Raw genomic sequence first — 20,151 nt, 5'->3', positions numbered from 1 at the left:
GACTTTTCCTCCTCAGGATGGAGATGAAGGAGGAGACAATTTGGCAGCCGCTCTTTTTTGCCGGAGCTGCCGAAAAAAGTTTGTTAGCATGGAGGCACATTCCTCCTGAAGTACACCGCGGGTTACTTCTGTACAATGATTGAACCGAGGCTCCTGCAATAAATTCATTAGCGTGCCTGCACAACCCGCCTTGGGATCTGTGGTGCCGTATATTAGATGGGGGACGCGTGATTGCACAATGGCTCCAGCGCACATCGGACACGGCTCCAAAGTGACATACAGCCTGCAATCCAGCAGGCGCCAAGCGCCCAAATGCTCACTGGCCTGCCGGATGGCAACCATCTCTGCATGTGCAGTTGGGTCGGTGTCGGTCTCGCGCAAATTGTAGCCGCGACCGATGATTTCATTATCTTTTACAATGACAGCTCCGATGGGGACTTCACCCAACGCTTCTGCCTTGTACGCTTCCTGAATGGCTTCTCTCATCCAATAGGCGTGATCCATAATGGTCACTGGGAAAATGCTCCTTTCAAACGCGGAATTATCCAACGAACAAGTATTCCGTTGTTAACATGATGTGAATAAAATTGTGGATAACACCATACTTGTCCACAGATTTATCCACAGTTTATAATAACATCTGTGTATTTGTGGACTATATGTGGATGATTATCTTAATACATTGTAGGTAAATGCTCGCCTATTGACAACATTGTTCACAGGATGTGTATTTATGTATATCCGGTAAATGTAAATGCTGGTATCCCAGGCACTATTACGGTATCATTGAGTTAGCAATTGCCAGTAATCGCCAGCATACGGCAAGAGGTGAGAAATCAGTGTGTCGATAAAAATCAGAATAACGATCATTTTGTCGGGGTCGGTCCTGTTTATCCTATTGTTAAACATCGCACTCAATTACTACACGACCCACGAAAATCTAAGAAGTGACAGTGAAACCAAAATGGTTCTGACGGCTAAAATCATCGGAGGAGCTATCGAACAAACCCGACATAGCTGGGAGGCCGTTGACAAGCAGCTCGGATATAATCTGTGGCTTTCTGCTACGTTGGCTGCCAATCAGCTCGATCCTGATATTCGTAATATCCAGCAGGAACAGCTACAACAGATAGCTACACTCCACAGGGATATTAATATCTCTTTGATGATCCGAGATGGACAGGGATATAAGGTTGTCAAATCTTCGAATCCTAAAGAGCTAACGTCATCCGATCCATTAATGGGATATTGGAAAAATGCAGTTGACCAATTATATAAACATGGACAGGTGGCCATGGCGCATGGTCAGAACCTGGATCATTTTTGGACCAGTTCTTTTGATTACACAGATTCAGGTTCCTCACATATTAATAAATGGGGATTTTATTATGATCAAAAACGTAACTACTTAATTCGAATATCCTTCCAGGATACTTCAGTCCAGGATTTTATACCTATCCTGAGCCCAGCTGAGATTGTGAAGCAGACTCAGCAAGTGGATTATCGCATTTTGGAGATAACAGGAATCAACCCCGCAACCTTTGGTGGCGCTACGATGGACAAGAACGGTAACGATCGAAAACACTACTACATGTACAACGAACCGATCCAATTCGGCACGTATCAACTAACGAGAGTGCCTGAGGATCGTTTGGCTGTGTCCAGGGCGATCCTTTCGGGAGAGAGTATCGTACAAGATTGCTATATTAAAGGCGAACGGGTGCTTGTCAGTTACATACCTTTTTATCCGACAAACCGTGATTCCTATGTCATTCGTATTGTCATGAATTATGATACAATCGCTTCTGTTATATCCAAGCAATTAATCAGTTTAGTTGCTATTTCCATTGTTCTATTGGAGGTTGTGATCATTGGAAGCTACGTGCTCGCCAGCCTATTTGTCCGTCCGATTCAGTCGATATTGGGAAAAGTGAACGAGATGGCTGACGGCCATTTTGATACACGGCTAGAAATTAAGGGCGGCCATGAGCTTGCACAGCTGGGTGAGCGCATCAATGCGATGGCCTACAACTTGGGGATGTATACGAGAAGACTTGAACAAATGTATGAAGAAAACCGTTCTGTAAAGGAGCATCTAGAATCGGTTATTAATCAGACGGCAGATGCGATTCATGTAACCGATCAGGAGGATCGTGTTGTTCGGGTCAACCATGCCTTCGAAGCTTTGTACGGGTGGACCAAGAAAGAATTGGTTGGCCGTAAGCTGGAGTTTGTGCCTCCGCAGCAACAGGAGGAGTATGAATTTCAGAAGGAGAGCCTGCTTCAGGGAGAAAGCATCGTATCAAGCGAGACCCTACGAATGCGTAAGGATGGAAGTACAGTAGAGATTAGTATGAGTACTTCACCTATTCTGGATGAACAAGGCGAAATCTTAGGCTTTATCTGTGTCTCGCGTGATATCACAGGGCGTAACCGGATGGAGGAACTGCTACGTAGATCAGAGAAGCTGACAACCGTAGGACAACTGGCGGCAGGCGTGGCGCATGAGATTCGTAATCCATTAACCACGCTACGTGGCTTCCTACAACTACAGCAGCAAAATCAAGTGTTGAATATGAAACACAACGATATTATGATGTCTGAGCTGGATCGCATCAATTTGATCGTTAGCGAGTTTTTAATATTGGCAAAGCCACAGGCAGTACATTTTCAGAAAAAAGATGTTCGTTATATTGTGAGTGATGTTATTTCTTTGCTAGATAGCCAGGCGCATCTGTTGGGTATTGTATTCAACCTTCAGGTTACGGACGAGCCTGCCTTGGTATATGCTGAAGAAAATCAGTTAAAACAGGTATTCATTAATTTACTTAAAAATAGCATGGAGGCTATGAGTAAAGGCGGCATCATCACAATTCATTTGTTCTTAGAGGGAGAAAGCGTTAAAATCTTCATACGGGACCAGGGTACGGGTATTCCTGCAGAAATGCTATCCAAGCTGGGAGAACCTTTTTTCACAAACAAAGAAACAGGTACAGGACTAGGGCTTATGGTCAGCCAGCGTATTATACAGAGCCATAAAGGCACACTGGATATTGAAAGCATAGAGGGAGAGGGAACAACCGCCCTCGTGCAGCTTCCGATTGCCAAGCCCGAGTAACGGGCTGGGGGCAGGAGGAAGTGTGTTCGTAGAAATGGAGGGTACACAGGTTGCGCATTAACAAATTTATCAGCGAAACTGGCTTTTGCTCGCGCCGGGAGGCGGACAAGCTGGTAGAGAGCGGCCGCGTGACGATTAACGGCGAAGTGGCCGTGCTGGGCAGTCAAGCGGAAGAAGGCGATGATGTCCGTGTGAACGGCAAGCCACTGCGCGATAAGTCCGATCACGTCTATATTGCATTGAACAAGCCAGTCGGCATTACTAGCACGACAGAGAGTCACATTAGAGGCAATATTGTCGATTTTGTGGGGCACCCGCAACGGATATTCCCAATTGGACGCTTGGATAAGGATTCGGAAGGTCTCATTTTATTGACCAATGATGGGGACATTGTGAATAAGATTTTACGGGCAGAAGGCAAGCATGAGAAAGAATATATCGTAACAGTGGATCGTCCGGTCACTCCATCCTTTTTGCAGGGGATGTCCAGCGGTGTGAAGATACTCGGTCATCGGACGCTGCCCTGTGAGGTAACACGTGTATCTGAGTATGTATTCCGTATTATTCTGACAGAAGGGAAAAATCGTCAGATCCGACGTATGTGTGCTGCCTTCGGTTATGAAGTTAAAAAACTGCAGCGCTTGCGAATCATGAATATTCGATTGGGGTCCCTTCAGAAAGGCGCCTGGCGCGATTTAACAGAGGCTGAAAAGCTGGAACTGGGCCAGATGCTTGATTATACGCTTAGCTAAGGCCAGAGGCCTTCTTATAGCCTTCAGCGCTGGGTTCTCCTATATGGCAGGGCTAGACAACAGGAATCACTAAATCAAAAGGCACCAGCTGCATAAAAAATGCGGCGGTGCCTTTGTTCATATAACATATTCATGATCAACCTTCATTCGAGCTTGAGGTAGGACTAATAACTTGTGTACCGTTCTGATATTTGCGAAGAACGGAAATTTCGACACGACGGTTTTTGGCACGTCCTGCTCCAGTTTGATTGCCTGCCAATGGTCGATACTCGCCATATCCGATGGATACAAACTTGGTAGGATCAAGCTGCGGATTGAGCAACAAAATACGCAAGAAATTGAGCGAACGCTTGGCACTCAAATCAAAGTTGGACGGAAACTGACTATTGGAAATAGGTACATTGTCCGTATGACCTGATACGATAACGTCATAACCAGGAAACTGTTGGAGCATGCTGGAAATGGATTTGGCCAGCTTTCTCGCTTCTGGCTTTACTTCGGCCTGCCCGGATGAAAATAGGGCATTATCACTAATGGTGATCATCAGCTGGGATTGGTTCAACTTGGTGTTCAGTAGGGTGGACAGGCCGTTATTTTGAATATACTGATCCATTTGCTTTTTAAGCTTCTTTAAATCTTCTTCTTCCCGCTGGGCGAGTTGCTTTTGCAGATCAGAGGTAGAAGTGGCTTTCGATTTTAAGGGTTGTGATACCTCTTCTTTATTTTTGCCCATATCCATGGATTGTGACGACGGATTCGCGGCTGAGTGATCCAGCACGCCAGTACCGCCACTAAAAGCTGAACTCAGGGATTGAGCCATAGTTTCAAATTTTTTGGCATCGAGCGAGCTCATACCGAATAAGACAATGAAAAGAGCCAACAGAAGGGTCATTAAGTCGGAATATGGCAACAGCCAGCTTTCGTCAGCATGCTCTTCATGCGGTTCATGTCTCTTTTTACTCACTGGAATCGCCATCCTTCTGGGTCATCGAAGCCCGTTCGGTTGGAGTTAGGAAGATTGCTAGCTTCTGGCTGATGGCAATCGTCGAGATACCGGATTGAATGGAAAGCAGACCTTCGACCATCATTAACTTAAGTTCCACTTCTTTTTTGGATAGCCGTTTCAGCTTGTTGGACATTGGATGCCATAGGACATAACCTGTAAAAATACCGAGCAACGTTGCAATAAAAGCGGCTGCAATGGCATGGGACAGTTTTTCCATGTCACTAAGGTCGGCCAGAGCGGCGATCAGACCTACAACCGCACCAAGTACCCCGAGTGTTGGAGCGTACATACCGGCTTGGGAGAAAATTAGTGCGCCGGCGCGGTGTCTATCTTCGGTAGCGTTAATGTCTTCCATCAGAACATCGCGTACGAACTCCTGATCATTACCATCGATAATCATTCGCATACCGCCGCGCATAAAGGGATCGTCGATCTCTTCGACCTTGGATTCCAGCGCGAGCAGACCTTCACGACGGGTAATGGATGCCCATTCGGTAAATGTACCGATAAGCTCCTTGCGATCCAGCAATTTCTGCTGGGTGAAAATAATTTTAAACAGCTTTGGCACCCGTTTCATGTCATCCATCGGAAACGCCATGAATATACTTGCTGCTGTTCCGACGAAAATAATCATGTAAGCAGCGGGATTATTGACCAGATTGACGACTGGCGCGCCCTTTAGGATCATCCCGACGACCAGTGACAAAAGCCCGAGCACAAGTCCAATAATGGTTGTAATTTGCATGATACACCTCATCCATGAGAATAGATTTTGAATCCTTTCATGCCGCATGGGTCGTCCTTGCCCCAAGCGCGTCATTATGAGACGGATTATAGTATTTATCGACAAAACTCTCTTTTTTGTTAAGGGCGAATTTCCGGTATAATAAAGTGATTATGTATTGAATCGCTGAACCACTGGAGGAAATAGCATGGGAGTAAAGCATGGGCGCGAGTATGAACAAATTTTGAACGATTTGACAGAGGCTGTGGGACGCATTCCAGATAGCTATGAATTTTTTGAAATGGAAGCAGAAGATTGGGACAGGCTGGACCCAGCGGGGTGCCAGGAAGTCAATGAGGCTTTGGCAGAAGACTTATTTTATGCACTGGGCACAGAACCTATAATCACTGTAGGCAGCGGTGTTGTGATTTATGAGCCGGAGCAGCACCGGATCTATGTACTCATCGGGGATGAGGAGCTGACGTCGGTCCCATTGATTTGATGACCGTCTTATGGATTTATCAACGGGGCCGTGGTAATATGTACACCAATATATCGTAGTTTTGGCCGCATTTAAGCGGCTAAAAGGCTTCCGTATAAACGGGGAGGAGTTCGTAACATGCCTTTTACACAAGAAGAGATTGAAGCACATCTGGAGAAGCTGGAGGGCTGGGAACTGGAGGAAGGACGTTGGATCGTTCGGAAATATAATTTTTCCAGTTTTATGAAAGGAATTGCCTTCGTGGATGAAGTTGCCGCTATATCTGAGGCATTTAATCACCATCCATTTATTACGATTGATTACAAGACCGTGACTCTGCGTTTGACCTCCTGGGACGATGGCGGTATTATGGCCGTAGATATTAAGGAAGCCCAACAATATAATGAAGCTTTCGAAAAAATGCGCAGCAGTCATTGAGTTTGTAATGATCTGTCGTATATATGAAGAGCGCCTTCACTCTACAACATCGCGGTTGTATAGCGAAGGCGCTCTTATTTATAGAACCCGATTCTGTTGTTCAGGACGATATACCATACAATGGAACGGCTTTCTGCCATCTGGAGTCTGGCGTTCATAGGTATCCGTCAGCTCAAATCCAGCTGCCTTGTAGGCTCGTATAGCCCGCTGATTCCAAGTGAGAACCTCTAGGTCAATTTCATTCTGCGGATGACGCCGTCTGGCTTCCTCGGCAATGGCCCGGACAAAGTCGGAGCCTGTGCCATGTCCGCATCTTTCGGGATGCATTCCAAGACCCAGCCGGGTCACACCGACCATAGGGAAATATTGAGCAAATCCCGTCAGCTCATTCTCTTCGTCCATGACCGCAACATATTGCTCTTGGCGAAGCGTGGGACTTCCAAATTCGACTTCAAGTGCCTTCATTTGTTCCCAGGGAAGCCAGCCGTATATGTTGTAGGGGGGATCATAGCGCCACTCACAGATTTCAGCCGCTTGATGCTCGTCCATCGGTACGATCCGGTAGTTGGATATTGAGGCCGGCACTTTTCCATTCCTCCTTATGCAGGTACTTCAATCATTAACCACAGATTGTAGACAAGTTGTAGGAGAATGGCAAGCGTGTTTATTTCGTACCTAAGTCGGGTATACATTCAATAAGAAGGATTTACTGCTCATATGCTCCCCAGCGGTGACGGTAAAACCGACGATGTTCGCTAAAATTGAAACCTTTTGAGGTGTCAGTTCGTCAGTAATGATAATCATTGCGATGTAGTGGACATAAAAAACCGCAATTCGATTCCGGCCAGAATCAAATTGCGGCTAGGGTTAGCTTGCTGTGCGGTAGTTATTCTACGTTGTCGTCATCAGGAATATCTGAAGCTACAGAATGGTAAGCGTCTGTGCTCATAATTCTTTTTGCACCGACATAACGGTTAGCGTAATAATTTTCGTTCAGTGAGCTAACTACTACACCACGTGAAGTCGAGGAGTGGGCGAATTTCCCTTCACCTACGAAGATACCTACATGGGAAACGCCTCTTCCTGTGGTGTTGAAGAACACCAGGTCGCCTGGTCTCATTTCATCGCGGGATACAGAAGAACCCATTTTGAATTGTGATCCAGATTGATGCGGCAGTTTAATTCCCAGTTTGTTGAATACATACATTGTGAAGCCGGAGCAATCGAATCCCTCGAGTGTAGTGCCTCCGCTTCTGTAGTTCGTTCCTTTGGCATCTTGGATGACCTGGTCCATCTTGGAGTCTGCAAATGCACTGCTGCCACCGAATGTAAAAGATGTAAAGGCAATGGCGAGACCCATGGCTGCGATCGTTAGCTTCTTCTTCAAAAAAAATATACCCCTTCCAATGCCTGCGAGGTTAGCTTAAGGATTCGGTAGAAGGTTCCCCTATGACCACTCTGTTGCGAGATCAATTCACCCAAACTGGTTCCCCCGCTTCCTAGGTGCCAGGAATTAGGCTTAACTTAAGATGTGCACCTTGGAGAGCAGTATTCACGACAACGATGTTTTTAAGATAAAGGTTACAATAAAGATTACAAAGTTGTTACTATCAGTTCACTGCGATTATTGTAACAAAGACAGCAGGCTTTGGCAAATGTTTCATCGCAAAAAGTTACAAAAAAAATCTGTTCCTAACGCTCTAGGAACAGACTCTGTTAACAGTATTCAGTTATGTGCCGTTTGCACGGGAAAGAAAAAAGTTTTTTCGACAGCTGAAAGTGCAGAAGAGAGGATATTGTGAGGGGTTAGCCTCTGCTGGAGATATCGATGTGCCATAGCCGATACTGCGAACTGATATGCCACAGCCTGACCAGACTGGTAACAAAATGATACGATTGCTGGAGAATCAGTGCCAACATACCCGTCCAAATCATCGCCACGGTGCCAAATAGACCGAAAACTAGCAACACACAAGTACCGAGCAACAGGGATACACCAACAGCCGGAAGAAGCTGGCGAAAGAAGGCGAGCAGGGACGATAGTATGGTGTGACCACTGACAGTGCCCAACTGCATATACAGGATGCACTGCCGAATGACCCAACCGTAAGCTATCCACCCCATGGCATAGGGCAACAAATGTAGCAGGTAAGAGGAAGATTGCAACGTTTCTACTACAATAGGATAGAGTCTCGGTACCACCCAAAAGGCGGGAAGCAGCAGCAAACCCAACTCGATGATGTAATACAATAGCGATGACATACCGTGGCGTTTCATCCCCTTGAAGAAGGACAGGCTTTGCGGTTCAGACGCATCGGTATGCAGGCTTTGATATATGCCAGCTCTAATGAAGGGAGTGATTAGTATGCGCAATACGGTCGCCCCTAGTAATATCCACAAGTACACATGTACTTCCCGGCTGTCCATCAAGGCGATCTGGCCCTCCATCCAAAACAAGGTCTTTCCCAGTTCGTTTTGGCTCTGATCAGGATAACGTAGCAGCAGCGGGATAACGGCAGACTGTACCAGCCTATAGAGAAATACTCCCCACAGCAGACGATACAGAAATAAAATGATAACGATATAAAAGCGTATGCGTACCAGCGCCCAGCCTTCTTTTATAACAGTCCGCATCTATAGACACCTCACCATGACAGACTTCCAAGCAGTGTCTCCAACAGCTTGGTTACACTTACACTCCAACGGGTTTGTTGTTTTTCATCCAATTCAGCCTTCAGGCTATTATTAATATGCTTGTTCTCCAGTGCAATAGTGTATAGAGGATCTACAGTCACATAGGACACGGGGGAAGCGCTTTTGAGTCGGAAAGTTGTACTTTTGCCCGCACCATCCCATGCCTTGAATATCGTTGTGCCATCCTTGAAGGTAAATTGAACAGGGATTTTGGGATAATCTGCTCCTTTTTTGCTGAGCGTCACGACTGCTTCGTATCCATTCTCCAGCTTGTGGTTCATGATGCGATCGACTGAAAAATCCGCCATCTGGCCGTCATATACATATTGTTCAAAATAGTGGCTCCATGATCGTCCGGTCACTCTCTCCACGACATGTTGAAAATCCTGTGAGGTCGGATACTTGAATCGATAAGTCTGGACGTAGGTCCGCATAATCCGGTCCATTTTTTTCATACCCACCTGACGCTCAATACCTCGTAGTACTAATTTACCTCGTGAATAGGCATTTTGCGCATACTCAGCCGCCGATCCGTACTTCCAGGATTCGCGGTTTAGCGGCTGTGGGGAAGCTACCTGTCCCGATTGTAATGGCAAGTTGGGGGTAAGCCCATATTCTTGTTCCATGAGCCGTTCCTCTGCATAGGAGGTGAAGCCTTCATCCAGCCAAGGCTCCTCAAATTCATTGTTGGCTACCATTCCGTAGAAATATTGATGCCCAATTTCATGAACCAGCGTCCGTTCCAGATTATAGCCAGGATTCAGTTGGTCCGCAGCTGCGGCCGTGATGAGTGTCGGATATTCCATGCCGCCGGCTCCACTGCCTGTTTTGGGTGGAACGACGATGGATAGAGTGGAATATGGATAAGGCCCGTACCATTTGCTGTAGTACGAAAGGGCAGCCTTGGCTGCGCTCATGTAACGTCCTTTGAGTTCCTTATGGGACGGGTCCAGATAGAGCTTGATTTTGACACCAGGAACCTCAGTAGAAGAGAAGGGTTCTTCTACGGCTACAAAGTTGGGTGAAGCAGACCAGGCAAAATCGTGTACATCATCGGCATAAAATTGATATATTTTTTGGCCGTTCTGTCGTACTGCACCACGGGTGGGAAAACCGGTCGCTGCTACGATGTGTGTTTCAGGCACCCGAATCCGTATACTGTAAATTCCGAAGTCGGCATAGAACTCGGAGTTGCCATGGTACTGATGGAGGTTCCAGCCCTCTTCGGCGCGTCCACGTTGTCCTGCAGTCTCATAGACGCTGAGCTTTGGAAACCACTGTCCAGCCATTACAAAATCATCTGTCGCACCCATACGAGCAAAAATGCCAGGCAGTTTGACTTCAAACTTCATATATAGTGTGATTTCTTCGCCACCTCGTACCGGCTTGGGTAGACGCACCTTTATGAGCGAACGGTCGCTTGCGTTACCGTCATCTGGTTGTACATATTGAGTGCGGTGCATGAGAGATAAACCGTCTTCTGTTTTTAGTTCGGTCAGCGTCATGGAGCCAAAGCCATCCTTAGGCATGGTGTCTCCGCGCAGCTTTCCGCCGGATTCTTTCATAAAGGTGGTTTCCATGGAAGAGAAGGCATTCGGGTATAGATGAAGATACAGATCATTCACAGTTTTCTTACCCGGATGCTTCCAGGTCAGTGTCTCAGTGCCTCGCAAAACCCGTCCTTTTTCCAGAGATACATCAATGTGATATTCCACCACCCGTTTGCTGAGAATTTCCGAAGCGGGCTGTGGAGGGTTCTTGGGCAGGTCGGGCATGATGTTGGCCCCTAGAGGCTTGCCCATATTTGGCGCAAGCGCAGACTCAGACTCGGAGCCGTATAGTGGTTTGCCTGCGGACTGAGAGACGGATTGCGATTGGGGTTGCCAGGCAAACCATAACGTCCCTGCGAGGAGTCCGAGGGCTAGTGTGGACAATAAAACGATTTTGGTGCGTGCTGGGGTCATACAATGGATACCTCCCGTTGACAAGCATCTACAGCATGTATATGTTTGCTTTCGGGAGATTATTAGTTAAAATATTTATAGTGTAGAATGAGTGTGAAGACGGAAATTGGAGGTCTAGTGACGCATGAGTGAAAATCAACCGGACGGCAAAAAGCAGATTGCACTGAATATTGTCAGTGGCAAGAGTAAACATAAGGGCTTCGGCGCAGGCTCAATCGACCTGAATAGCATGTCCCCGGTCATCATTGACCGCGGAGAGGCGAAAATTGATGTCGGTGCCATGCATGCCAAAAGTAAAGTAGAACGTGGAATCAAGTTCTCTACGAATAAAGAGGACGTACCGAACGGACGCCAGGTATGGCTGGTATGGGTAGCTGTGGACCGTACGCCCGAAGGACGTATGTATGGTGGCGCGACGGCCTGCGAGATGCTGATTGACGACGAAGCCAAACGCGGCTGGAAAATTCTTGCCGATCATGTTAATCGTATGGATTATGCACTCAAGCGCCGTTTCATGCTGGATGATCTCGGCAGCGAAGATAAAGCAGCGCTCAGAAGCCTGCTGATTTCACATAATCAGGAATGGTGGGACGCTTCGCCTGAGGAATTGAAGCAGGCGCTGGAAGGGTAAGCCTAGCATTAACGAAGTAACAGTATTGTAGAAAAGCAGCCACTGTAGGCTGCTTTTTCCTGTAAGAAGAACCGAATTGGAATCTCTATTTAAGCTCTATGATGCCTTCAATTGTTAGTTTTCTGACCTCATAAAATATGTACCGGACAATAAAATAGTAGTCTACTTCCTTTTCATGTAAGTTATGAACATCATCGCCTTGACATTATGGAAAGGCATTCACTATAATTCAAATAGAAATCGGTTTCAATCCGGTTTTTATTTAATTCGTGGAACCGGTTCCTAAAAAGATGAAGTTTTTTCCTATCGCTGTTTATGAATGTAATCTCTAAATAAGGTGGCATCGTTATGTTTAAATGGTTGAAAAAGAAGGCGGCTCCCCGTATTGAAGAATTCGACATGGTAGCGCCGGTTAAAGGAAAAGTGGTTTCCCTGGAAGAGGTTCCAGATCCTGCATTCTCGACAAAAGCTATGGGGGATGGCATCGCTATTCATCCGTCTGAGGGTAGGGTCACCGCTCCTTTCGCGGGAAAAGTTGCTCATGTTATGGAGAAAAGCAAACACGCTCTCATTATTGAACATGAATCTGGCGTACAAGTTTTGATACATGTCGGCATTAATACCGTTTCCCTCAAAGGACAGGGATTTAATCCTAAAGTCCAAGTAGGAGATAGCATTAAAGCAGGGCAATTATTGATGGAATTTGATCTGGATGCAATTCAACAGGGTGGATTACCTGTAATTACTCCAGTAATCGTTCCAGACGGGCAAGATATGATCAGCCATGTCGAAATACTGGATAATCCATCTGCTTCTCCAGATGTACCTGTATTAAGAGTTCACTTGAAAGCATAGTTAGCATTTTTGTTTTCTACTATCATGCTCATAGAAAAAATTCTTTGAATGTAAAGGTAAAATATGTAGAAGAAGACTAACCAGGAGATCTTGGTTGGTCTTTTCTTTTAATAAGTAAGTCCAGTTTAGGATAATGTAGAATGGTTGTGAAAGGGGAAATGTATATTGAATGCAAACCGTATTTTGAAATTAGAAAAGGCGTTGTTTCAGGCTTGGTCTTTGGAGTCTAGCTCTAAATGGACAGCCAAGAATCCTGCCGCCGGACAATGTGGTGTCACAGCGCTTGTCGTTCAGGACAGGCTTGGCGGTGATATTTTGAAGACATGGCTGGATAGTGGCTGGCATTATTACAATCGCATCGGTGAGGACATTATAGATTTTACGGAGTCACAATTTTCAAGCCTTCCACAGTATCAGCATGTACAATCCAACCGGGAAGAAGCATTTTCAGACACCAACGCAGAGCAGTATGCAGCTTTAAGCCGGAGACTAGGGGAATCGTATATGGGTACATAATTAAAGCAACAAATTCGACTGGGCAAAGCTGGATATTGACTGCATACGAGGGGCCGGGTGGTTCAGCTATAGGGGGAGATACTGAGAAAGACTCTATAGCAGAAGTTGCGCAGGATTTGCTGAATCTAATTGAGGTCACAAAGCCCGCCAATTTTGAAAACTTGGGTTATTATGAGGATACAGGATCTACTATTCATTATGGATGCAAGGATCAAGTCTGTTTTATCAGGAAAGCACCACAGAGCCATATGCAACGGACGAGTGAAATTACGGGGTGAACAGTAAAATATCAGAAGTAGATCGGTACCTTGTCGAGGGCGGTCTACTTCTTTTTCGTTTAGGTAAGTATTGTTGCTCACGAATAAAACTAATGCAGCCAATGGCTGGGAACGCTTAGAGACGAGGGCAGCCTGGTTTTGCAATTGCCTTTAGCCGAATTTAATTGCGCTTGTGTAAGAAAGATGCTTCCCTCCAGATTAGCCCCACTTAAATCAGCATCTCTAAAGTCTGCCCCGATAAGGTCAGTCATGCTCAAATCAGCTTCTCGAAGGTCAGCAGCAATCAGTAGAACGCCTCTCAGGTTGGCACCTCTCAGATTAGCGCCTCTTAAATTGGCCCCGATCAGGTCTCTACTTTTGATTTTTTTACTCAGTTTATGGTTCTCCATGTTTTTCTTACATTTTTCTCGCACTAACTCACTTGTTTGTACAAGTAAATCATTGACTAGCGCCCTATGGGTGGGTACATGAAGATCTATGAGGGATTTTCGATCTTGATCCGTAAGCTGCTCTGTTTTCGCCATTGCTTCTTGTAACTCGGTATAGATGGAGTGAGTTTCTTGTAAGCTAAGGGCTTCATTTAGGTAATAGAGCATTTCATAAAGCTGCTGCATGATGGGAAATAGATTGAACATTTCATCAGCTATTGCCGGGTCGTCTCGCCAGCTTTTTCCGTTGTATGTAACTTGGGAAATTCTTTGACCTGCCCCAAAGCAATCATATACTGTACAGCCTCGCAAGCCTTTATTCCTCAGGTTCTTATGAATGTCACAGCGATAATCCGCATTTAGATGTTGACAGGGAGTTCCTCCATCCTTGTTAAAGGCAAAATCAGCAGATTTGGCATAAGGCAAGGCGACACAGCATAAACCAAAACATTTTTCACAATCGGCAGTATACAATAAATACACATCCTTTTATTAGCACCTACTACATGTAATAATACCAAAAAAAGATGCAGGATGGTGTATTGCTAAGTAAAATAGGTCGATTACCCTTTTGCCAAATTCAATTGCCATGAAACACCGTATTTATCTTCGACCCAGCCAAACTGTTGGCTTACGGGCGAGGCTTCAAGGGGCATCAAAACTCGGCCTTCCTGAGATAGCTGACCAAACACACGATGAATTTCTTCTTCCGAATCACAAGTGACGAATAGCGATAAAGCTGGAGTAAAAGAGTGTTTGTCCTGATGGTTATAATCTATGGCCATAAAGGTTTGCCCTTTGAGGTTGAATACGGCATGTAACACGGTCCCATCTTCCTGATGAAAAATGCTCATGATACCAGACGGCTTAAATACAGAGGTATAATATTGCATGGCTTCCTCTGCTTGACCGGGGAACATGAAAAACGTTGTGATTTTTGGACTAGAATCCTGCATCAGATCAGCTCCCTTGAGTGGATTATAGATGATAACATTTTTTCTCTTTAGTAATAGAAATATTCATGATTAGAGAAGTACTTCATAAAGAAAGATAGGCATAACTGGGAAGGGGAAACCAGATGATAGATGCGACAGCAAAGCTTATTGAGATGGTGGGTTCAGGCAGGAAACTGGACGCCAGCATTATTTCGGCCTATACGGATGTAGTTGCCCAATACGGAACCGCGGAGGATGCTTGGGAGTTATATTGGCTTTTTGTAGAAGATCCTGATCACTATGTTAGGGGTTTGTTACTTGGGCCGATCATGAGATGCGGAGATGTTGCTCTGGCGCAGGATATGTACGAGCGTTACGTTCGAAATCAGACATCCCAGGAACATATACCTGATGGTGTGCTGCATGTGTTAGGTTATTTGGGTTATGTGGAAGCTGCGGCTGATCTCGTCGCATGGTTGAACGGGCCCTATGGGGCAGCATCCGTGGATGCTTGTTTGGGGCTCGTACATCTTCCATGCGAATCGTTTCGTGAACGATTGGCGACTGAATTGGAAAAAGCAGTAAATCAAAATCTGTTTAATGAATTCTTACCTCTACTGAGCTTTAAATGTACTACAGAGGATATGGTTCCGCGATTGGTGCATTGGGGAGAGCGGCATGCTTCCGTAGACTGTAATGCGGGAATTATTGCTGGAATTGCATTGTTTGGAGAAAAGCAGAAGGATACGATCCGATCTATTTTGTGGAATCCGCTTTGGGAGGCTCATGGAACGGCTACGGGAAGTTGTGTGTGGTCTTATATTGCTATGCAGCATGTAGGGTTGACCTTTAGAGAGCTTATTCAGGATATAAAAAGCTACGATGTATTCAAAGCAGGTGTACAGGCATTGGAGTACCGCTTGGATGTGTTATATGAAATGTTGGAACTAAAGCTCAGCTATAGAGCTCGGCCAATCCGGTTCGCTCGCTGTAACGAGGAATCATTTGCTCAAATCTATAGCGATTTGTTTAGCTGGTCGACGGAGCATAAGGATGACTCTATGATAGGTTGGATGAACGAACATTTGGGGTATGAGCACCGGTTGCTGGAACAGTATGATGAGATTAGGAAACGAATCGAGATCAAAATGGTGCATGAAATTGAGCTGGAGCATGTCCAGACGGGGAGTTAACCGGGTTGAGATATAAGAAATTTTGGTATAAAAGGACGAAATGACGGAGTTTGGCGGCGATATAGGGATTCGCCCAGTCCACGGGCTGATGTCCCGCATAGGATACATCAGCCTAGAACACAAGGAGTGAAACACATGTCTTTACTGCCACAAGTTCCTTTCGGAACGCAACCGGGTACTCCGGGTCCATTCACACCGTCAGGTCCTTCAATTCCACAATTTCCTGATATACAGGATTCGTTTCCGTCTCCGGTAGGTCCGCCACCAGGGCCAGGCCCCCTTTCGCCACAGCCTTTCTCACCGCCGCCGCAAGGGCCGTTCGGTCCGCAAGGTGGGCAACAAGCTCAAGCACCAACTTCCCCACCACCACCATTTACGCCACCAAAGCCGCTAGTTTCAACATTTGCGGTTGACCCTGGAGCCATTTTCGGTTGTTTGTACCGCAATACGTTTGTATGGCTGACGAACGGAGAGCGTTTCTGGATGTACCCTGTCTTTGTAGGCAGAACATCGGTAGCGGGTTTTCGGTGGAGTGGACGTTTCTGGTTTTACTATGGTGTAGACACCAACCGTATTGAGTCGTTTAGTTGTTTTTGGTAATAGCGCAGCTTTAGGGAAGAACGGGGCTTAACTGGGGAATGGCTGATGGCACTGGCAAGAGAGCTATAATGGGCAAATGAAATAAGTAAAGTAAAGATAAAAAAGACTGGGAGAGCGCATCATGGCGTTTTCCAGTCTTTTTTTGCTATTACTCCATCCACCATCGCTTAAAATTGCCCCACCAGGATTTTTTTTCGGCTTGCCGTTCCGCTTGGTCAGCAGGTGCCGATGCCTGTGGGTTATTCTGCCCCGATAGGGTCTCTTTTGGCTCGGTACCGCTAACGAATACCTCCAGCCGCTTGTCGGGACTGTCCGGCGCAGCCAGCTTGCCGCTGGCCGGATCAATATAGGCGCTGACTACGCCGTCAGGGATCGGGAAGATTTTGGGCGGCACATTCTCCAGCGCTTTTTCTGTATATTGTGCGAAAATCGGTGCCGCCCGCCGGGCATCCTGCGTGCTGATGGCCTTGCCTTTGTCATATCCAACCCAAACAGCGGTGGATAGCTCGGGGGTGAAGCCGACCATCCATGCGTCCGTGTTGGTCGTGCCGCTCTTGCCGGCAACCGGGCGTTTGATCAGCTTCGCGACCCGGTTGCCGGTGCCGCCTTCTTCAAACACGCCTTCCATGAGGCGTGTGAGGACATAGGCGGAGGCGGGCTTTACGACCTGCACAGGTGCAGCCTGCGGTGCTTCGTACAGCGATCGCCCGGCCGCATCGGTGATGCGCAGCACCGCTACCGGAGCCACTTTTTGCCCGCCGCTGCTGATGACCGAGAAGGCCGAGGCCATCTCGAACGGGCTGACGGGCGACACGCCAAGCGCCAGCGAAGGCACGGGCTTGAGCTCGCTCGTAATGCCCATTTTGCTGGCGAGGTTCATGACCTTATCCGCTCCCACCTGCAAAATGGTGCTTACGGCATAAATATTATCAGACGCCGCAATGGCGCGCCGCAGATCTATTTCGCCCCAATATTTGTCTCCAAAATTTTTGGGCTTATAAGTTTTACGGTTGTTGTCGTAGTGGAACAACGTTGGTCGGCTTTCGAACTTAGACGTACTTGTCAATTCACCAGAATCGAGCGCGCTGAGATACATGATCGGCTTAAAAGAGGAGCCTGGCTGCCGGGTTGTGGCTAGCGCATGGTTATATTGATTCCCTACATAGTTCGTTCCGCCGACCATAGCCTTGACATGTCCGTTACGCGGGTCCATAGAGATTAATGCAGTTTCCAGTCCGTTGCTGTTCTTCATGCCCTCATTGACAGCCGCCTCGGCTGCCTGTTGCATGTGCATGTCCAGCGTCGTATAAATGCTTAGCCCGCCATGCTCAAGCACCGCTTCGCTAATCCCAAGTTGATGAGTCGCTAGTTGGCGAACGTAATCGCGAAACCAGGGAGCTGCTTCCACTGTCCGACGCTGGCTCTCGGGCCGCAAGGGCAGTATTTCCTCATAGGCCTTGCTGGCTTCAGCTGGTGTAATTTTACCGATGAGTGCCATAGAGTCCAGTACAATTTTCTGCCGATCCTTTGCGTTTTTCATATGATTATAGGGTGAATAGTAGGTCGGTCCTTTCGGAATACCTGCCAATAGGGCGCTTTCGGCCAAATCCAGATCCTTTGCGGATTTACCGAAATACATTTGCGAGGCCGCCTCAATGCCATAGGCCCCATGGCCATAGTAAATTTCATTCAAATACATTTGCAGCAGCTCATCCTTGGAATACTTCATTTCCAGCTGTGCAGTATAGATGGCCTCTTTGGCCTTGCGCGTCCAGGTTTTCTCGTGAGATAAGTACAGATTGCGCGCAAGCTGCTGAGTCAGCGTGCTGGCCCCCTGTGACATATCCCAGCGGGTCAAATTAACGATTACTGCCCGGCCCAGGCCTTTGAAATCAAAGCCAAAATGATCGTAAAACTTCCGGTCTTCCACAGCCAGTGTAGCTGCTATTAAATCGGGCGAAATATGATCAAGCTGGACAGGAATAGATTCCTTGCCTCCGGCAGAGAAGGTAGCAATGACTTGCCCCTGACTATCGAGCAGACGTGAATTCCGTTCTGTATCGGCGAGTGGAAGACTGGTTGTGTACAAATAAGCGAGCAGAATGCAGGCGGCGATGACCGTCAGAATCGTGAGAGACATTAGCCCTTGAAAGCATCGAAGCCAAAGCGGTTTACGCTTGGAGGATCGCCCGGTAGTATCGGTCATCATGCCACCTCCTTCCATAGTTGATGTTCTCAGTATAGTCAATCCGAAAGCGTCTATTCATCAGATGCGCATACGTATCTATTTTAAACAAGATTAAGCCCTAAAAATGCTTTTGCAGTCCATTCAGGTATCGCTTATAATGCAAAAAGTGTGAAATTCAAGTGTGTTTGGTACAATAAATATAGCAAACTCGGCGTTTGCGTGTTGCAGTTATAAGGGAAAGTCCATGTTTATGCTACCGGATTGCCGGACACATACTTTGATCAGAAAGAAGGTTGGAATGATGGACTTGTGGTTTACGGAGAAGCAGACTCCCTCTTTCGGCATTACAGCAAAAATCAAACAAACCTACGTCTCTGAGAAAACAGATTTTCAGGATCTGGCAATGATCGAGACGGAGGAATTCGGCAATATGCTTGTTCTGGACGGCATGGTGATGACAACGGTTAAGGATGAGTTTGTATATCACGAAATGGTAGCGCATCCGGCCTTAAATACACATCCGAATCCGAAAAAGGTTTTGGTTGTGGGTGGCGGCGATGGCGGCGTTATCCGTGAGGTCATCAAGCATCCTGAAGTGGAAAAGGCCGTATTGGTTGAGATCGACGGTAAAGTCATTGAATATTCTAAAAAATATTTACCTGAAATTGCCGGGAAGTTGGACGAGCCTAATGTGGAAGTGCTGGTCAATGACGGTTATATGCATATTATCGAACACAAAAACGAATACGATGTGATTATGGTCGATTCGACGGAGCCAGTGGGTCCGGCAGCGCCGCTGTTCGAGCGCGGGTTTTACCAAGGTATTTTTGAGGCGCTGAAGGAAGACGGCATTTTCGTGGCGCAGACGGATAATCCTTGGTTCAAGGCTGACCTGATTCAGAAGGTCAACAAAGATGTAAAAGAGATTTTCCCGATTGTGCGTGTGTATGGTGCAAACATTCCAACCTATCCAAGCGGTCTATGGACATTTACATTGGGCAGCAAGAAATATGATCCGCTCGAAGTGGACGAGAACCAAATTCCAGAGATGGACACTCGATATTACAGTCCGCGTCTGCACAAAGCAGCGTTTGTACTGCCTAAATTTGTGGAAGATTTAACAAAGTAAACATTTTAAGAAGCGTCGTAGTGATCTTTATCGCCAGTATAGAGCGAAAAGAGCGCTATAGACGCTTTTTTTGTGTTAAATCAGAACGTAGTAGGGATGAGAATATAGTGGACACTGAATTTCCTTTTAAGATAAAAGAAGGAAATTTAAGGGTGCGTGTAGAACATACAAAAAACCAGACATTTAACAGATTTGTAATCGACAGGGGAGGTTTGGTTATG

General features: G+C 46.5%; 21 protein-coding genes and 1 riboswitch. Of the genes, 11 read left to right on the top strand and 10 right to left on the bottom strand.

Features of this window, described 5'->3' with window-relative positions; translation table 11 throughout:
- Window positions 1-12 precede the first annotated feature (12 nt).
- Window positions 13-513 carry a tRNA adenosine(34) deaminase TadA gene (tadA, locus tag G7035_RS07885; protein ID WP_017427224.1) on the bottom strand — a complete coding sequence of 167 codons (501 nt, stop codon included), beginning with the start codon at window positions 511-513 and terminating at the stop codon, window positions 13-15.
- A gap of 328 nt (window positions 514-841) precedes the next feature.
- On the opposite strand from tadA, the gene G7035_RS07880 reads away from it, so the two are divergent.
- Both G7035_RS07880 and rluF read left to right on the top strand, forming a co-directional pair.
- Complete coding sequence (locus G7035_RS07880) at window positions 842-3,118, top strand: PAS domain S-box protein (RefSeq protein ID WP_019685757.1); 2,277 nt, start codon at window positions 842-844, stop codon at window positions 3,116-3,118.
- A 50-nt stretch (window positions 3,119-3,168) separates the two neighbouring features.
- Window positions 3,169-3,870 carry a 23S rRNA pseudouridine(2604) synthase RluF gene (rluF, locus tag G7035_RS07875; RefSeq protein ID WP_019685758.1) on the top strand — a complete coding sequence of 234 codons (702 nt, stop codon included), beginning with the start codon at window positions 3,169-3,171 and terminating at the stop codon, window positions 3,868-3,870.
- A gap of 136 nt (window positions 3,871-4,006) precedes the next feature.
- Here rluF and motB read toward each other — a convergent pair whose 3' ends face one another.
- Complete coding sequence (gene motB, locus G7035_RS07870; protein ID WP_013368735.1) at window positions 4,007-4,834, bottom strand: flagellar motor protein MotB; 828 nt, start codon at window positions 4,832-4,834, stop codon at window positions 4,007-4,009.
- A complete protein-coding gene (gene motA, locus G7035_RS07865) occupies window positions 4,827-5,621 on the bottom strand; it encodes a flagellar motor stator protein MotA (RefSeq protein ID WP_013368736.1) in 795 nt (264 codons plus the stop codon). The genes motB and motA overlap by 8 nt, the downstream gene beginning before the upstream one ends.
- Window positions 5,622-5,808: 187 nt before the next feature.
- Between motA and G7035_RS07860 the strand changes: the two genes are divergently transcribed.
- Window positions 5,809-6,102, top strand: a complete 294-nt coding sequence (locus tag G7035_RS07860) for a hypothetical protein (RefSeq protein ID WP_016818544.1) — start codon at window positions 5,809-5,811, stop codon at window positions 6,100-6,102.
- Window positions 6,103-6,219: 117 nt separating this feature from the next.
- Complete coding sequence (locus G7035_RS07855; protein WP_007428083.1) at window positions 6,220-6,519, top strand: 4a-hydroxytetrahydrobiopterin dehydratase; 300 nt, start codon at window positions 6,220-6,222, stop codon at window positions 6,517-6,519.
- A gap of 78 nt (window positions 6,520-6,597) precedes the next feature.
- Here the strand turns inward: G7035_RS07855 and G7035_RS07850 are convergent, their stop codons facing one another.
- The 4 genes from G7035_RS07850 to G7035_RS07835 all read right to left on the bottom strand — a co-directional run bounded on the left by G7035_RS07850 (window position 6,598) and on the right by G7035_RS07835 (window position 11,177).
- Window positions 6,598-7,104 (bottom strand): GNAT family N-acetyltransferase, encoded by a 507-nt coding sequence (locus G7035_RS07850; RefSeq protein WP_019685759.1) that lies wholly within the window; start codon window positions 7,102-7,104, stop codon window positions 6,598-6,600.
- A 301-nt stretch (window positions 7,105-7,405) separates the two neighbouring features.
- Entirely contained in the window at window positions 7,406-7,906 is a 501-nt protein-coding gene (locus G7035_RS07845) for a C40 family peptidase (protein WP_016818546.1), read from the bottom strand.
- 5 nt (window positions 7,907-7,911) lie between these two features.
- Window positions 7,912-8,049, bottom strand: a riboswitch (cyclic di-AMP (ydaO/yuaA leader).
- Between the two features lie 276 nt (window positions 8,050-8,325).
- A complete protein-coding gene (locus tag G7035_RS07840) occupies window positions 8,326-9,153 on the bottom strand; it encodes a hypothetical protein (RefSeq protein ID WP_019685761.1) in 828 nt (275 codons plus the stop codon).
- A gap of 11 nt (window positions 9,154-9,164) precedes the next feature.
- Entirely contained in the window at window positions 9,165-11,177 is a 2,013-nt protein-coding gene (locus tag G7035_RS07835; protein ID WP_019685762.1) for a M1 family metallopeptidase, read from the bottom strand.
- Between the two features lie 124 nt (window positions 11,178-11,301).
- On the opposite strand from G7035_RS07835, the gene G7035_RS07830 reads away from it, so the two are divergent.
- The 4 genes from G7035_RS07830 (at window position 11,302) to G7035_RS07815 (ending at window position 13,457) form a co-directional block, all read left to right on the top strand.
- Complete coding sequence (locus tag G7035_RS07830) at window positions 11,302-11,808, top strand: YwhD family protein (RefSeq protein WP_016818549.1); 507 nt, start codon at window positions 11,302-11,304, stop codon at window positions 11,806-11,808.
- A gap of 348 nt (window positions 11,809-12,156) precedes the next feature.
- A complete protein-coding gene (locus G7035_RS07825) occupies window positions 12,157-12,663 on the top strand; it encodes a PTS sugar transporter subunit IIA (RefSeq protein ID WP_019685763.1) in 507 nt (168 codons plus the stop codon).
- A 165-nt stretch (window positions 12,664-12,828) separates the two neighbouring features.
- The gene (locus G7035_RS07820; protein WP_016818551.1) at window positions 12,829-13,179 is read left to right on the top strand and encodes a YunG family protein; all 351 of its coding nucleotides are present in this window, start codon (window positions 12,829-12,831) and stop codon (window positions 13,177-13,179) included.
- Window positions 13,180-13,214: 35 nt separating this feature from the next.
- A complete protein-coding gene (locus tag G7035_RS07815) occupies window positions 13,215-13,457 on the top strand; it encodes a hypothetical protein (RefSeq protein ID WP_230877840.1) in 243 nt (80 codons plus the stop codon).
- 89 nt (window positions 13,458-13,546) lie between these two features.
- On the opposite strand, the gene G7035_RS07810 is transcribed toward G7035_RS07815, so the two are convergent.
- Both G7035_RS07810 and G7035_RS07805 read right to left on the bottom strand, forming a co-directional pair.
- Window positions 13,547-14,359: a pentapeptide repeat-containing protein gene (locus G7035_RS07810; protein ID WP_019685764.1), complete on the bottom strand. Its 813-nt coding sequence runs from the start codon at window positions 14,357-14,359 to the stop codon at window positions 13,547-13,549.
- Window positions 14,360-14,448: 89 nt separating this feature from the next.
- Window positions 14,449-14,841 (bottom strand): VOC family protein, encoded by a 393-nt coding sequence (locus G7035_RS07805; RefSeq protein WP_016818553.1) that lies wholly within the window; start codon window positions 14,839-14,841, stop codon window positions 14,449-14,451.
- 122 nt (window positions 14,842-14,963) lie between these two features.
- On the opposite strand from G7035_RS07805, the gene G7035_RS07800 reads away from it, so the two are divergent.
- Together G7035_RS07800 and G7035_RS07795 are read left to right on the top strand one after the other, a co-directional pair.
- On the top strand, window positions 14,964-16,013 hold the full coding sequence (locus tag G7035_RS07800; protein WP_019685765.1) for a hypothetical protein: 1,050 nt from the start codon (window positions 14,964-14,966) through the stop codon (window positions 16,011-16,013).
- A 135-nt stretch (window positions 16,014-16,148) separates the two neighbouring features.
- A complete protein-coding gene (locus G7035_RS07795; protein ID WP_169315051.1) occupies window positions 16,149-16,613 on the top strand; it encodes a transporter in 465 nt (154 codons plus the stop codon).
- A gap of 148 nt (window positions 16,614-16,761) precedes the next feature.
- Here G7035_RS07795 and G7035_RS07790 read toward each other — a convergent pair whose 3' ends face one another.
- Window positions 16,762-18,819, bottom strand: coding sequence for a transglycosylase domain-containing protein (locus tag G7035_RS07790; protein WP_019685767.1), 2,058 nt, complete (start codon window positions 18,817-18,819; stop codon window positions 16,762-16,764).
- A 283-nt stretch (window positions 18,820-19,102) separates the two neighbouring features.
- Between G7035_RS07790 and speE the strand changes: the two genes are divergently transcribed.
- Window positions 19,103-19,930, top strand: coding sequence for a polyamine aminopropyltransferase (gene speE / locus G7035_RS07785; RefSeq protein WP_017427232.1), 828 nt, complete (start codon window positions 19,103-19,105; stop codon window positions 19,928-19,930).
- The last annotated feature ends 221 nt before the right edge of the window (window positions 19,931-20,151 follow it).

This window comes from Paenibacillus polymyxa, assembly GCF_015710975.1.
GTDB classification, from domain to species: Bacteria; Bacillota; Bacilli; order Paenibacillales; family Paenibacillaceae; genus Paenibacillus; species Paenibacillus polymyxa.
The sequence above is the reverse complement of the archived record's forward strand: the minus strand, read 5'-3'. Positions and strand labels throughout refer to the sequence as shown.